Origin of the sequence: Halogeometricum pallidum JCM 14848, from assembly GCF_000337095.1 — an archaeon.
GTDB lineage: Archaea > Halobacteriota > Halobacteria > Halobacteriales > Haloferacaceae > Halogeometricum > Halogeometricum pallidum.
The window spans coordinates 138,858-153,610 of the sequence record NZ_AOIV01000008.1; the positions used below are offsets into that span (position 1 = coordinate 138,858).

A 14,753-nucleotide genomic window follows, 5' to 3' on the forward strand; every position below is an offset into this window, starting at 1 on the left:
TACGTGGGAGCGACTCGAAGGGCCGGAATCGAACTCGCGGCTAAAAACGACTCGGGGCCGCCGGCGGGCCCTCTCCGCTCGGATTATTCGCTCGGCCGGAGGCCGTCGCCTCGGCGTCCGAATACGTTCGGTTCGCCGCGGGCCTCTCTACTCGTCGCGTCGCAGTGCGAGCAAGCAGACGAGCAGGCTCATCGCCGCGAGCGAGGCGACGAAGCCGAATCCGGGCGTGGAGCCGTCGGTTCCCGTGCCGCCGGATTCGGTGTTGCTCTCCGACGCGGCAGCCGTCTCCTCCTCCGTCGCCGGAGCCGACGTGTCGGTCGGCGTGGCCGTCGACTCCGGCGTCGCGGTGGCCGTCGACTCGTTCGCCGCGACGGTCACGTTGCCGGCGGAGACGGAGTTGACGCCGAGGGCGTACGTTCCGGGTTCGTCGAAGCTGATGGAGAAGTTCACCCTGCGGCTCTCCCCTTCGTCTATCTCGACCGACCGACTGTACTCCGTCTCGTTCCCGTCGACGTACAGGCGCGCGTCGAACTCGCCGTCGGCGTCGCCGGAGTTCTCGACGAGTGCCGAGACGAGCACCGGGTCCCCGACGCTCCCGTTCGTCGCGTTGAGTTCGACCGATTCGACGGAGAACTCCGGTTCGTCCGACGAGTAGTCGCCGCCTCCGCCGCCGCTGCTACGGCTGCTGTCGTCGTCGTCATCGTCGCTACTGTCGTCGTTGCTGCTGTCCTCTTGCGCCGGGACTGCCGTCTCCGTCTCGGTCTCTGTCGCGGTTTCCGTCTCCGTCTCGGTTTCGTTCTCTGTGACGGTCTCGGTTTCTGTCGCCGTCTCCGTGGCGGTTTCAGTCTCGTTCTCTGTGACGGTTTCCGTTTCTGTGCCCGTCTCGGTCTCTGTCGCAGTCTCAGTTTCCGTCTCCGTCTCTGTCTCCGTTGCAGTCTCGGTTTCGGTCGCCGTCGGCGTCGGCGTCTCGGCTGCCTCGACGTTCACGGTCACGTCGTTGAGCGTCTCCGGGGCGAACGTCTCGCCATCCGCGGAGGCGAACTTCGTCTCGGACTCCTCGAACGAGAGTGCGGTGCTCTCGTTCGCCTCGCCGGTCACTTCCAGCGTTATCTCGGCCAGCACGGGACCGTCCGCCTCAGAGGAGCGGATCTGGTTGAACGCGACGGTGCCGGCCTCGTTGTCGACGTTCGCGACCGGGTCGTCGAAGTCCTCGCTCCCCGAGACCGCTGTCACTTGGACGACGGCGGGGTCGAACGCGAGCGCCGTCTGATAGCCGCTCACGCCCGTGGCGTCCGTCCACACGCTCACCGTGACGGTCTCGCCCGGTTCCGCGGTCAGGGTCCCGTCCGGCGACGACGTGACCTCGTCCCCGACGCTGATCCCGGGGGCCGTCTGCGCCGCGACCGACGTCACGCCAGCCGGGAGGCCGACGAGCAGTACGAGGACGCAGCCGAGGACCAACGCCCTGTTCGCACCGCTCATTGTCCTTCCTCGCTGATGTTGCGCGCGCGAATCGCATCGCCGATGTCCACGTCGCCGTCGTCGTCGACGTCCGCGGCCTCCGTGTTGATGTCGACATCCTCGCCGGCTATCGAGCGCTGGATGGCGTCGACGTCGTCGCTATCTACGTCGCCGTCGCCGTCGGCGTCCCCCGCGAGGGGGCCGTCCGAGGCGGATCCGAAGCGGGCGTCGAAGTCGAGGTCGAAGCCGAACTCGCTGTCCGCGTCCTCGAGGAACTCGTCGGTGCTCGGCGAGTACGTGTAGACCTGAATGCGGTCGGGGTCGTCCTCGCTCCCGCCTTCGCCCGGTTGGAATTGGACCTGTCGAAGGAGTCCGTACCCGCCGTTAGAGCGGTTCTGGAAGTCCGACAGCAGTTCGTACACCTCCTCGCCGTCGTCGTTCGACGAGACCTGATGCGCCTCGCCGTCGTCCCTGTGCCAGTGGCCGCAAAGCACCATGAACACCTGCGAGTTCGGCGCGATGAGCTTCTCCCACACCGTTTGACCCTCGGTTCCGATGCCGTTGTCCTCCTGTACCTGCAGGGTCCGACGCTGCGGATAATCCCGGAGATACGAGTGCGTGGTGACGATGGTCGGTCGGTCGGGGTACTGCTCGAGGACGCTCTGGGCCCATCCCAACGCCGTCGACGGGTCGTCTATCTCGCCCGGAACCTCCCACTCTAAGGCCAAGTGGAGGAAGTCGTAGCCGCCCGCGGAGAACAGTTGATAGGTGTTGAGGTCGTCGGGGCCCGCGCCGCCGAAGTAGCCCTCCCCTTCGTGCCGCGACGGCCCGAAGTACTGCTGGTAGTTCTCGATGGACGAAGTGCGGTCGCCTAACGACGCCCAGTCGTGGTTGCCCGGAAGCGTCGAGTAGGGAACGGTTCCGTCGAGCGGTGCGAGCGAATCGCTCATGTGCTCCCACTCCGCCTCGTCGTCGCCGTGTTCGACCACGTCGCCGAGGTGGCTCACGTAGGCGATGTTCTCCTCGTCACGCGCCGCGGCGATCCATTCGGCCTGGTCCCGCGGATACGACGTCTTGTCTTCGGCGTAGAACTGCGTGTCCGGGAGAGCGACGACGGTCCACGGTTCCGCGCTCTGGGCCGAACTCCCCGCCGCGCCGACTCCCGCCAGCGTCGCGCCGGCGCCCAGCGCTCGTAGGATCGTCCGTCTCGTTGGGCCCGACCATCCCGTCGCCTCGGAGTCGGCCGTCATGCTACCACGCGCTCAGGCCGTGGTTCGGTCCGATAAGCTGTGGTCCGTGTTTCGATATGCCGGCGCGCCGTGCGGAGTCGCTCCTGTGGTGTCGACTGTACGCCATAACCACTGTGGGGACTCCCTGGTGTTCGACTCATAGGCGGTTCTTACCTCGAATGTAATTCCTCGTTGACGGATAGTTATATATGAGTTAAATAAGCGTCTCCAAATCGGTATCCCAGTTAATCGGCGCTCTGTCGGGCGGCCCTCGGAGACACCGCGAAAATTGGTCTCCCTAATTGACATTTTGGGTCCCATCTGACCGGTTTCCGATACATCGATGCGGACGTGCCCGCCGGTGGAACCGGAGGTTGCCACTGGCTCCCGTCTTTCGGCCGCGGCCTCGACCCACCATCTCGCGGTCCGCTCGGTCAGTCGGACGCCTCGACGGTTCTCCGCGGTTCGAGCGACTCTATCATCTCAACGACCTCCGTGTCGAGTCCGTGTTCGGTCCAGTCGCGCTCCCGCGGGATTCGGGCGCGGTGCGTCCCGACGTCCTCGAACAGTTCCTCGAACACCTCACGTTCGCGCTGGATAACCTCGTCCAGCGAGTCGACCATGGTGCCGTCGCTGACCAGGGAGTCGTAGGCGTGGAAGTACTCTCTGAGCCGGCCGTCCCACTCGAAGTTGCAGATGGAGGTGATTCCCTTCATCGCCTCCTCCGTCGAGATGGGTTCGCTGGTGATGTGGTCGTTGTTGGGCGCCGCCTGCAGGAACACGATGTTGTCGACCGAGGAGTGCTCGACGTACTCCGCGGTGGAGTACAGCGAGCCGACGTCCGTGAAGTCGCGGCCGTCGTCGGAGAGGAACTTCCCGTTCAGGTAGAGAAGCGCCGTCGCCGGCAGTTGGTTCGCGCCGCCGAACCGGTCGTTGACGTACTCGTGGACCTCGTGGCGCAGTCGGTCTTTCAGCGAGTCGTGCGTGAGTTCCACCTCGGAGAACGACTCGATGTTGTAGGGCTGGAGGTTCACGCCCAGCGGGTAGCCGGACGCCTCGCCGTCCGCACCGACCCAGAGCCGGTCGTCCGAGAGGAAGTTCGCGCCCTCGCGGAGCAGCGAGAGGAGCGTGTTCGTCTTGCCGGCTCCGCGCCAGGCCGGGAACAGCGTCGTCTGCCCGTTCAACTGGACGCCGGAAGCGTGTACGAGCGCCTTGCCCTGTTCGACCATCCGCTTGCGTATCTCGAACTCCATCGGGTAGATGGCGTAGAACGGCTCGAATCCCGGCGTGACCTGGATATGGTTCCATCCGGGCGTGACCGCCATGAACGAGGAGCCGTTCCGGATCACGAACTGCTCGCCCGTCCAGCCGTAGTAGTCGTTCGGGTCGCCGAGCACGACGTCGGGGTCGACGTCCTTCGTGGTCTCCTCGATGACCATATCGGGCTCGCGCGTCGGCGAGGTCACCCGGAAGTGGCCGTACATCTTCTGGAACTGCTCGTCCGTCCGTCCGCCGGAGCCGCTCACTTCGACCAACAGCCCGTTGAAGAACTCGTAGTAATGTTTACTCATGTCTGGGTACTATAGATTTTCTGCTGGAAGGCGGTCCGTGAGTTCGGAAACCTCATACTAGGACACATGTGGAGAGTCTATATTGTTATACAACTCAAAAGATGCCGGCCCGGATTAAAGTCGGATTAGTACCACGTTTCTCACCGAGTCTACCGGTGACATACCGTCTCACGGAATATCTCCAACGACTCGCTTCGGACTCGGACTCCGTCGAACGAGTGAGTACTTCGGCGGTCCCGTCCCGTTTACTGGGCACGAACGGGTATCTCACATCGGATGCCGGACTGCCCGAGGGTCCGCACGGCGTTCGGCAGCGTCGATTATCGACGGCTGCCGACGGTGGAGACGACCGTTCGACCGGGAAACTACAGCGAAAACGAGACGGACGACAGCGATGAGAACGACGCCGCGGTCAGGGCAGGAGCACGGGCAACTGTCGGAGGACCAGGTAGCCGAAGACGACGAACCCGGCTCGCACGACCCAGTTGAGGCGGTTCCACCAGGTCGGGACTCGGTCGGTCGGGGCGAGGATAGTTCGGACGACGAGGAGTCCTAAGAACGAGACGACGAAGTACAGCTCCGGCGTCCACATCTCCAGGGCGACCAGGGCCAGTCCCAGTAAAACCATCGCCGCCGCCTGCACGACGGCGAAGATGCGGAACCGCTCTCCGCCGTCGGACCACTGTTGTCGCTGCGGCGTCGCCGCGCGATAGCTTCCAGACCCGTCGGAAGCGATTCGTTCCGCCTCCTCTCCGTCAGACGTGGTGTTCTCGTGCATTGTGTCTCTGCGTCATCGGTCTTCGTTCGTACGGATGTTCGAATCGATCGGTGTTCAATATTTCGGCTGTCATGAATTTGTGTCGAAAGGGGGTTTCAGATCATGTCGCGGATGTCTTTGATGTCGTGGAGGATGTTCCAGTTAATCCGCGAATCGAGGGCCACGACGGCCACGGCGTACGTCACCACACCGACGAGGACGAGGATGATCAACTCGACGAACGCCGGAACCGACGACACGGTGTGTCTGGTCCAGTAGACGGCGGCACCCATGAACGCCGCCGCGGGTAGGGGGTAGACGAACTCGAGCAGCAGCCGTTTGAAGTCCGCCTCGACGGATTTCGCCGCCAGGTAGGTGTCGAGTGGGAACATGATTACCGCGTAAACCGCGGTGATGACGAACGCAGTGCCGGTGAGGCCGTACTCGACCGTGGCCGGGTAGATGGGGATGGCCATGAAGACGATGGCGACGAGTTGGAGTTTCACCAAGTAGTCGGGGTGGCCGGTGGCCTGCCAGACCGATCCGTACGCGGAGACGAACCCCCGTATCATCCCGTAGACGGCGAGAATCTGCATCGGGACGACCATCGGCATCCACTGTTCGCCGAGGACGGCCCTGACGAACGTCGGCGCGACCATAGCGATACCGATGGCCATCGGTGCGGCCAGGAACGAGGAGATGCGCACCGTCTTGTAGAACGCCGGTCTGAGCCGGTCCAGATCGCCCTGTATCTCCGAGTAGGCCGGGAAGGAGACCGACGAGATGACGTGCGTCACCTCCGTTGCGGGCGCGTTCGAGAGGCGGTACGCCATCTGGTAGAACCCGAGCGAACTCGCCGCGAGGAGCCACCCGACGAAGTGGTCGTCCCCCTCGTTTCGGATGTAGTTGGTGATGCTCGCGCCCGTGATCCACTTGCCGTAGTCGAACATCTCCCGGGCGCGTTCCACGTCGAATCGCGGCCCCGGGCGGTAGCCGTGGAGGACGTAGGACAGCAGCGTCCGGATCACGTTCCGAGCGAGGTACCCCATGACGAGCGCCCACGCCGTCGGACTCCAGAGGGCGTACGCGAACGCGGCGACGAAGTACGCCGCCTCGCCGCCCACGTCGTAGACGAACTCCTTGTGGAAGACCAGGTCCTTCCGGAAGTAGAGTATCGCCGGGTTTCGAAGCCCGAGGATGAGCGGCCCGAGCGCCATCACCGGGAGGATTTCAACAACGATCGACTCGTTGTAGAAACGGGCGATGAAGGGGGCACTGAAGTAGAGAAGCGCCGCGAGGATGAGTCCGCGAACCGCGTTCATTATCCACGCGGTGTCGAGGTACGGGTCGACGTTCGACTCCTGATTGTAGATGAGCGCTTCGTCGAGTCCGAGCTTCGAGAAGCGTTCGAGCCCGATGATGACCAACATCCCGATGGCGACGATACCGAACGCTTCCGGCGTGAGGAGCCGCGCGAGGAGAATCGCCGTCAGAAGCTGGAAAATCCGTCCTGAAACGTTGAGCGCCGTCGCCCAGATTCCGCCGGTGACGGCTCGCTCCATGAGCGTCCCGTCGGGGGTGAGCACCTGCTTGAGTCGGGCGAACGCGTTCCGGAGCCGGTCGATGATGTTCGGCATCTACTCGGACACTCTATTCTGTCTGTCGGTTTCGGTTCGACCACCGTCTCCGCTCGGCCGACCGCGGACGCTTCGGTCCCGCCCGTCGCGCTCCCGCGAGCCGTCTCCATCGGCACGAAGACGACGCACAGGCAATTCCGACGCGCGACCGACTCGGACTGTCTCATTCATGTTTTCCGTCAGTTGCGACTTTAGCCAGTTAGTTAATTAGTGTAAACCCAAACTGAACGACTCGTAAAACCGGGGAATCGGGTCCGTAACGGTCGTACCTGCCGATGGTGGAAGAATGTGCCAACTACTCTCGGACGCCGGCTAACGGTCACCTATCCCGCTAACGGTTGGGCAAATTACATAGTAGGAGCGAATTAACAAACCCGAATCATATCGCATAATTCGTTCATGGACCGAGAACTCTCCCGAGACACGGGGAGGCCGCTATCGCACTACGTACGCGATGGTATCGCACAGTACCGCACTGACGGGTGCGGGACGGAGACGTTCGACGATGGGTGACTCGCGCGACCGGATCGCGGTCGTCTCCCAACAGTTCCCGCCGGACACGAGCGGTCACGCCTCGCGGATGCGGGACATGACCACGAACCTCCAGCGCATGGGGTGGGACGTCGACGTCCTCTGCCCCCCGCCGAGCTTCCCGCACGGGGAGTTCGAACAGCGATGGACGCGGAGCGAGACGGAAGAGATGGACGGGGTGACCGTCCGTCGGCTGTGGAGTTGGCAGCCGACCGAGTCCGACCCGCACGCCCTCTCGCGGCTGGCGCACTACATTACGTTCGCGCTTCACGCGACGCTGTGGATGTTATTCAATCTCCGCCGGTACGACGTGGTTCTCACGACCACGCCGCCTATCTTTACCGGGATCGCCGGATTCGTGCCCTCGCTCACCGGCACCCGGTGGGTCGTCGACGTTCGGGACCTGTGGATAGACGCCTCCGTCTCGCTCGGATTCATCGAGGAGGGCGGAATCTTGGAGCGGGCGAGCCGAGCGTTCCAGCGACGGGTGCTCGGCCGCGGTGACCGCATCGCAGTGACGACGGAGATGCTCGGCGAAGAACTGTGCGAGCAGTACGGCGAGGAGCTGGCGGAGAAGATTCTCGTCGTCCCCAACGGCGTCGACATGTCTCGGTTCGGTGTCGAAATCGGCGCGAAGAGCGCGTCGGAGGCCATCTCCGTCCCGGCCGGCGGCTCGGACTCGACGGCGTCGTCGTCGAACGAGCGCCCGGTCATCGTCTACGTCGGGAACATCGGCCACGCGCAGGACCTCCCCGCGTGCATCCGAGCGATGAACCGCGTCGATAACGACGCGGAGCTCCGTCTCATCGGCGGCGGCGACACCGTCTCGGAACTGCGACGGCTCGTCGAGGAGGAGTCCCTCGAAGACCTAGTGACGTTCGTCGACCCCGTCCCCCGCGAGGATGTTCCGAAACTCCTCTCGGAGGCGGACATCGGAATCGCACCGCTCGTCAGAGACGAGGAGCTCGCCTACGCGATGCCGACGAAGGTGTACGAGTACTTCGGCTGCGGGCTCCCCATCGTCGTCACCGGCTGCGGCGAGCTCCGGCGGTTCGTCGAGGAGTCCGGCGGCGGCATCCACGTCGACAACGACCCGGATCAGATCGCCGCCGCGTTCGATAGACTGCTCGAAGACGAGACGTTGCGCACCGAGATGGGCGCCCGTGGGCACGAGTTCGTGCGAACGCGGTACGACCGCCGCCGGATCGCAGAGCGGTTGGACGACAGCGTCAAGCAACTCATCGGGAGACGCGAGCAGGCGGACGGGTCCGCGCCGGCGACGAGCCGTGATCTGTCGTGAGCGGCGGGAGCGCCTCTTCGAGCCGGTTCGCGGACGTGCGGACGCTGTCACTGCTGTTTCGGACGGTGAGCAACATGGAACCCAGACAGCTCGCCGGCGTCGCCGAACGGAAGCTCAGACACGCCGTCATCCCGACGCTCCCGGTCGATTTCGACGCCCGATACGACCGGTGCATCCCCGACGACATCACGTGCACGCCGGGCCCCCTTCGGGCCAACACGACGGTGCTGCGCCGGAGCCTCTCGGGTGAAGACCGCTCGGCGCTCCGCGCCCGCGCGGCCGAGGCGACCGACGGCGAGGTCACCTTCCTCGACCGCACGATTCGCGTCGAGGGCCCCGATGGGGTCGGCTGGCACGACGAGGCGGTGTACGGACCGCCGGCGCTCTGGGCGCTGAAGTTCCACGGGTTCGAGTTCCTCCGGGGGGCGTACCTCGGCCACGACGACCCGACCGACTGCCCGGCCGCCACCGAGACGTTCCCCCGTTGGATCGCCGACTGGCAGGCCGACGCGGGCACGAATATCGGGACCGAGGCGTACCTCCGACGCGCGTGGACGCCCCACTCGGTCTCGTTCCGACTCCTGAACGCGGCTCGGTACTACGCGTGGCTCGGGGCCGACGAGCGGTATCCGGACCTCGCCGAGCGGTTGCACCGCCTCCTGTACCGGAACGCCTCGTTTCTCTCGAACCACGTCGAACACGACATCGGCGGGAACCACCTCATCGAGAACGGCATCGCGCTCGTAGTCGCGGGGCTGTTGGTGGACGACGCCGGCGACCCGTGGGTCGATGCGGGCGTCGAGGTGCTGACCGACGCCGCCGACCAGTTCCTGGCCGACGGCGGCCACTTCGAGCTGAGTCCGATGTACCACGCGCTCACGCTCACGCGGTATCTGACCGCGCTCGACCTCCTCCAGCGGTACGGGCGAACCCCGCCGCCGGAGATTCGAGACGCCGCCGAGCGGGGGACCGCGTTCCTGCGGGCCATCGCCCCGCCGGACGGGAGGCTGCCGCTCCTCAACGACTCCGTCCACGGGGAGTCGCTGTCGCTCCGGGCGTGCCTCCGCTACGCGAGTGCGGTCGGCGTCGACCCGGGACCGTCGACGACGACGGCGATGGAGGACTCCGGGTACTACTGGCTCGGGCGGGGCGACGACTCGCTCCTCGTCGACGCCGGTGGAATCGGTCCCCCGCACCTCCCGGCGCACTCGCACAACGACCAGTTCTCCGTTCTGCTGTGGGTCGACGGGCGGTCGGTCCTGACGGACACCGGGACGTACGAGTACGCGCCGACGGACAGGCGACAGCGCACGCGGAGCGTCGCCGCCCACAACACGGTCCAGTACGGCGACGTCGAACCGATAGACATCGCGGGGAGCTACCTGATGGGTCGGCGCTTCGACCCGACGGTGCGGTACGGCGTCGTCGACGGCGTGACCGCGTTCGACGGCGCCTACCGACGGGCCGGCGGGAGCGACGCCTACGCCCACCGTCGCCGGATCTACGCCGACGACGATTGGTGGCTCGTCTGGGACCGCGTCGCCGCCGACGAGGCCCGACCGATCCGCAGTCGACTCCACGTCGACCCCGACGTCGCCGTCGACGGCGCGGTGTCCACCGGCGCGGCCGGTCTCGGGTTCCGAACCGACGACGACGCGGACCCGCTGGCCTATCTGTACCCGCTCGAGGCGGCGGAGACGACCGTCGGGACCAGCCCCTACTTCCCGTCGTTCCTGACCGAGGTCGAGCGACCGTCGGTCACGCTCCGCTCGTCCGGCGCGGACGTCTCGTTCGGCTTCCTGCTGTCGAAGCGGCCCTACGAGACCGTCGCGCTCGAACGCGATGGCGACGACCCCCGTGTGCTGTCGCTCGACGGGACGGACCGCTCGCTCCCGGACCGACTCTCCTGACCCGCGCTCGTCCGGTCGACGGCCCCGAGACGGTTCGGGACGCCCGTCTGCGGACGTATGCCGTTCATAACAATGCCCCGTCTGTGTCTCCCTACGACCAGAACCCGGCCGCGACGCGGCGTCGCGGCCACGCACGGCGATTCGTCGTGCCGAGGGAGACAGACATGGTAGATATCTCAATCATCATCCCGACGCTCGAAACCGACCCGACGTTCGGGTGGGAAGAACAGCTCGAAGCCGCGTCCGTCGAGGGGGAGATCATCCTCCGCGGCGACGCGACGGCATCGGCGGCCAGAAACGAGGGTATCAAGCGGGCGAACTCGGATAAACTCGTGTTCCTCGACGACGACTCCGACCCCCAACCGGGCTACTTCGACCGGGTGTCCGCGCTCTTAGACGAGCATCCGGCGGTGACCGGTCGAATCATCGACACCGGCGCGGAGATAACCCGCGGGCTCTCTTCGCAGTACGACCAGGGCGAGGAGGGACACGTCACCGAAACCGTCGTCGGTTGCAACATGGCCGTCCGGCGCTCGGTGCTGGAGGACGTGGGCGGATTCGACGAACGACTCCCGTACGGCCACGAGGAGACCGAACTCGCGAACCGCATCTCCGAAAAGTACGAGTTCTGGTACGACCCGGACCTCGTCGTCGCCCACCCGTTCGCGGACTCGCTGTGGGACTACTACGGCAAGGCGTACCGGCACGGTCGAGAGGCCGTTCCGTACTACTTGATCCGGGGCGAAAACGTCCGCTGGCGACTCCTCACGCAGGTGCTCATCCCGACGAACTACCTCGGCGACTCGCCGCGCGAGACGCTGTTCGAGGCGACCAGTCAGGTCGCCCGATCGGTGGGACTCGTCCACGGCTACCTGAAGTACGCGCGGGACGGCCGGGGGGCGTACGCCGGACAACGACGGACGATAGAAGAGTGAGCGACCCCTCGCCCGCATCGCTCGTGCCCGTCCCCGTGAACCCCGTTTCTGCGGGAGTTATCCCCTTCCTACCGAGCGATGCTTTTAGACCGAGCGCGTCCATTCCGCAGCCATGGTAAGTCGCTCCCTCGGAGAGCAGGCGCCGGAGGCAAGCGCCGCGGCGGCGTTCCTCGACCTCGCGGTCGCCGCCGTTCTCGCCGTCGTCGGCCTCGGTCTCGGGGTGGCGGTGGGCCCCTCCGCGCTCCTCGCTCCGATCACGGTCGTCTTCGGCGCACTGTACGTACTCGTGCTTCCCGGCTACGCACTCACCGCCGCGCTCTTCCCCGCGCGGTCACCCTCCCCGGAGACCCTTCGCGTGAACCACCCGACCGTCTCCGCGGCTGAACGTGCGGTGCTCGCGGTCGGACTGAGTCTGATGGCCACCCCGCTGGTCGTGCTCGGTCTGAACTTCACCGAGTTCGGAATCACGCGGGTGTCCGTGCTCGTCGGACTCTTCGCCGTCGTCGCCGTCGGCCTCGTCGCCGCGGCCGTCCGACGCGCGAGAGTTCCGCCCCGCGAGCGATTCCGACTCCCCCTCGATCGCCTCTCGGGCGGAGTCGGGTCCCTCCCGAAAACGCATCTACTGATCGCCGTATTCCTCCTCGCGTCGGCCGGGTTCGCCGGTGCGACGCTCGCGGAACCGCAGAACGGAGAGCGCTACACCGAACTCTACCTCCTGACCGACAACGGCGAGAACGGCACCCTCGTCGCCGACCAGTTCCCGTCGCAACTCAGCCCGACCGAACCCCGGTCCATCTACGTCGGTATCGGGAACCAGGAGGAGCGAACCGTCGAATACTCCGTCGTCACGGAACTGCAGCGGATCGAAACGGTCGACGGCGAGCGCCGCGTCGCCGCGGAGAGCGAACTCGAGCGGTTCTCCACGACGCTGCAAGCGGGCCAGACGTTCCGCGGGCAGCGTAAACTCACGTCCCGTTCGTCGGTGACCGGCGAGCGCCTCCGACTCATCTTCCTCCTGTACCGGGGCTCGCCACCGGAGAATCCGACGGAGGAGAACGCGTACCGTTCGACCCACATCTGGGTGAACGCGACCGCCCCCTGAACTCACGAACCATGAACGACAACGTTACCACCCGACCGAATCGCCTGCCGACCGACGACCCGACCAGCGGAGGGGACGGGCAATGAGCAGGTCCTCGATCCGCAGACCGGTTACGAGATGGCTCGTGACCGCCGGGTTCGCGCTCGTCGTCGCGCTGACGTACATCCTGTTCTCGACGCCGTCGGCGAGCGCCTACGAGATGTCCATCTACGAGGCGTACCCGTGGTACTTCTGGGCGCTGGCTGTGCTCGCGCTTCTCATCGGCCACTACGCCGTCCTCGAACGCGCCTTCGGCGGGGAGTCCGAACGCGGGGCGTGGCGACTCGGCCTGCTGTTGATACTGGTGGTCGAGGCGCTCCTGCTGTTGCTTCCGTACTTCAGGGGCTATCCGGTGTTCGGGCGCGGCGACGTGCTGACCCACGTCGGTCAGATCGTCACCATCCAGGCCACCGGCATCGCCGGTCAGCAGGACATCTACCCGAACCTGCACTTCCTCGTGCTGAGCTTCTCGTACGCGAGCGGCGTTAAGCCGTTACACCTCATCAACTCCGTCGCGGTCGTCATCTCGCTGTTCTCGCTCGCGGCGTCGTTCGCCCTGATTTCGACGGTGTACGACAGGACGCGAGCGCTCCTGTCGCTGCCGTTCGTGACCCTGCTCATCGGCGGAACGGCGCACGTGAACCCCTCGCCCTACCCGCAGAGCGTCCTGCTGATCCCGTTCGTCCTCTATCTGTTCTTCAAAGAGCAGCGGACCCGGTCGACTGCGGTCCGAGTCGCCCTCGTCGTCACCGCCGCGGCGATGGTCGTCTACCATCCGCTGACGACGCTGTTCCTCCTGTTCATCTTCGGCGTCTACACCGCCGCGAAGTTCGTCCACGACCAGGGGATACTGACTGGGGAGTCCGTCGAGTGGCGCAGCGCGGTCGGCGCGACTCCCGTCGCCCACCTCGCGCTGGGGATGTTCGCCGCGTGGTACCTCGATTTCTCGCAGGTGACCGGGAAGATACAGACGGTCGTGCAGACGTTCGCCGCCTCCGAGGGCGGCACGTCCACGCTCGAGTCCTACGGTTCGACCGTCTCGCAGGCGAGTCCGGCGCTGACCGACCTCGTCCGCATCGGACTCGTCAAATACGGGATGTCCGTCATCCTGCTCTCGCTCGCGGGTCTCTACGCGCTCTGGACCCTCTCGTCGCCGGACCGCCGCCGCGACCTCGGCATCTATCGGACGACGTTCCTCGGCGGGTTCGCGCTGTTCGCCGGCCTCGCGGTCCCGTTCTTGGTCATGGACCTCGTGGTCGGGTTCGGCCGACCGCTCATGCTCGCTCGCATCTTCGCCGCGCTGCTCGCCGGGTCGCTGTTCTACGTGCTCTACCGTTCGGCCGACGCGAACGGGAAGCGCGTCGTCCAGGTCGGCTGCTATCTCGTGTTGGCCTGTCTCGTCGTCATCAGCACGTTCGGACTCTACTACTCGCCGTACGCCATCGAGCGGAACCACCAGGTGACGAGCGCCGAACTCGACGGGGCCGACTGGACGCTGGAGTTCCGAGAGCCCGACAACCCGACGATACAGTACGGAATCAACCTCCGTCGGTTCCGCGACGCGCTGTACGGGACGGCGGGCTACACGGAGGACGAGGTCATTCCGGCCAGCACCACCGTCGGACCGCCGCCACACTTCAACTACACCGAACACGACACGCTCGGTGCCAGCTACGAGGAGGACCGGTACATGATCATCACCCGGAGCGGGCGCATCTTCTACGAGGAGATGTACCCCGACTACCGGGAGTTCTGGCAGTTCAACGACGGGGACTACGAGCGCCTCGAACGCGACGGGACGGTGTCGCACGTCTACGCCAACGGCGGCTACGACACCTACCTCGTCAACAGCACTCTGGCCGGATGACAGTACCCTGACCGGGTGCTCAACCGCGGCGACTCCCCCGTCGCCGCCTCGACTGACGCTGTTCTTCGGTAATCGAACGCTCGCCGCGCCACCACGCCTCGCCTCCGACGACCGATACGTTTCTCTCCGGACCGCGTTCGCCGCGACGCCGCGACAGCACGGCGCGGTATCCGCGGTTGCGGAACCGCGGCAACGTACTTTGTGGCGACGCACCCCGAGACGACGCACTCCCGGGGAGGCGGTACCGTCTCGCGTTCTCTCGTCGCTCGATACCGACTTCGAGTAGAGCGACCGCGTTCCGAGCGCGCTCTGCGAGAACCGTCCGTGTCGGGGGGCGCTCCGAGCCTCGACAGTCACGCCCTCCGTGCTACGGGAGTTGCCCGTGTGTTACAGGAGGCGCTCCCGTGTTACCGG

Annotated in this window: 10 protein-coding genes; 5 read left to right on the top strand and 5 right to left on the bottom strand. The window is 65.7% G+C overall.

Annotated features, from left to right (window positions below; all coding sequences use genetic code 11):
- Positions 1-147: 147 nt before the first annotated feature.
- From C474_RS22305 to C474_RS05020, 5 genes are all read right to left on the bottom strand, one after another.
- Positions 148-1,482, bottom strand: coding sequence for a cohesin domain-containing protein (locus C474_RS22305; RefSeq protein WP_049916731.1), 1,335 nt, complete (start codon positions 1,480-1,482; stop codon positions 148-150).
- Positions 1,479-2,711: a metallophosphoesterase gene (locus C474_RS05005; RefSeq protein ID WP_008384569.1), complete on the bottom strand. Its 1,233-nt coding sequence runs from the start codon at positions 2,709-2,711 to the stop codon at positions 1,479-1,481. The genes C474_RS22305 and C474_RS05005 overlap by 4 nt, the downstream gene beginning before the upstream one ends.
- 413 nt (positions 2,712-3,124) lie before the next feature.
- Positions 3,125-4,261 (bottom strand): hypothetical protein, encoded by a 1,137-nt coding sequence (locus C474_RS05010; protein ID WP_008384571.1) that lies wholly within the window; start codon positions 4,259-4,261, stop codon positions 3,125-3,127.
- 412 nt (positions 4,262-4,673) lie between these two features.
- On the bottom strand, positions 4,674-5,039 hold the full coding sequence (locus tag C474_RS21230) for a hypothetical protein (protein WP_008384573.1): 366 nt from the start codon (positions 5,037-5,039) through the stop codon (positions 4,674-4,676).
- A 95-nt stretch (positions 5,040-5,134) separates the two neighbouring features.
- Entirely contained in the window at positions 5,135-6,655 is a 1,521-nt protein-coding gene (locus C474_RS05020) for a lipopolysaccharide biosynthesis protein (protein WP_008384575.1), read from the bottom strand.
- Between the two features lie 505 nt (positions 6,656-7,160).
- Between C474_RS05020 and C474_RS05025 the strand changes: the two genes are divergently transcribed.
- From C474_RS05025 to C474_RS05045, 5 genes are all read left to right on the top strand, one after another.
- Complete coding sequence (locus tag C474_RS05025; RefSeq protein ID WP_008384577.1) at positions 7,161-8,486, top strand: glycosyltransferase family 4 protein; 1,326 nt, start codon at positions 7,161-7,163, stop codon at positions 8,484-8,486.
- Between the two features lie 74 nt (positions 8,487-8,560).
- A complete protein-coding gene (locus C474_RS05030; RefSeq protein WP_152421598.1) occupies positions 8,561-10,396 on the top strand; it encodes an alginate lyase family protein in 1,836 nt (611 codons plus the stop codon).
- 164 nt (positions 10,397-10,560) lie between these two features.
- The gene (locus C474_RS05035; protein WP_008384581.1) at positions 10,561-11,331 is read left to right on the top strand and encodes a glycosyltransferase family 2 protein; all 771 of its coding nucleotides are present in this window, start codon (positions 10,561-10,563) and stop codon (positions 11,329-11,331) included.
- 112 nt (positions 11,332-11,443) lie between these two features.
- Positions 11,444-12,433: a DUF1616 domain-containing protein gene (locus C474_RS05040; RefSeq protein ID WP_008384582.1), complete on the top strand. Its 990-nt coding sequence runs from the start codon at positions 11,444-11,446 to the stop codon at positions 12,431-12,433.
- An 82-nt stretch (positions 12,434-12,515) separates the two neighbouring features.
- Positions 12,516-14,339: a hypothetical protein gene (locus C474_RS05045; protein ID WP_152421599.1), complete on the top strand. Its 1,824-nt coding sequence runs from the start codon at positions 12,516-12,518 to the stop codon at positions 14,337-14,339.
- The last annotated feature ends 414 nt before the right edge of the window (positions 14,340-14,753 follow it).

What these genes read in the sequence shown, in the direction of transcription:
- C474_RS05010 (WP_008384571.1), bottom strand. Translation starts at nt 4,261, where the DNA reads ATGAGTAAACATTACTACGAGTTCTTCAACGGGCTGTTGGTCGAAGTG.
- C474_RS05035 (WP_008384581.1), top strand. Translation starts at nt 10,561, where the DNA reads ATGGTAGATATCTCAATCATCATCCCGACGCTCGAAACCGACCCGACG.
- C474_RS05040 (WP_008384582.1), top strand. Translation starts at nt 11,444, where the DNA reads ATGGTAAGTCGCTCCCTCGGAGAGCAGGCGCCGGAGGCAAGCGCCGCG.
- C474_RS05030 (WP_152421598.1), top strand. Translation starts at nt 8,561, where the DNA reads ATGGAACCCAGACAGCTCGCCGGCGTCGCCGAACGGAAGCTCAGACAC.
- C474_RS05045 (WP_152421599.1), top strand. Translation starts at nt 12,516, where the DNA reads ATGAGCAGGTCCTCGATCCGCAGACCGGTTACGAGATGGCTCGTGACC.
- C474_RS05005 (WP_008384569.1), bottom strand. Translation starts at nt 2,711, where the DNA reads ATGACGGCCGACTCCGAGGCGACGGGATGGTCGGGCCCAACGAGACGG.
- C474_RS22305 (WP_049916731.1), bottom strand. Translation starts at nt 1,482, where the DNA reads ATGAGCGGTGCGAACAGGGCGTTGGTCCTCGGCTGCGTCCTCGTACTG.
- C474_RS05020 (WP_008384575.1), bottom strand. Translation starts at nt 6,655, where the DNA reads ATGCCGAACATCATCGACCGGCTCCGGAACGCGTTCGCCCGACTCAAG.
- C474_RS05025 (WP_008384577.1), top strand. Translation starts at nt 7,161, where the DNA reads ATGGGTGACTCGCGCGACCGGATCGCGGTCGTCTCCCAACAGTTCCCG.
- C474_RS21230 (WP_008384573.1), bottom strand. Translation starts at nt 5,039, where the DNA reads ATGCACGAGAACACCACGTCTGACGGAGAGGAGGCGGAACGAATCGCT.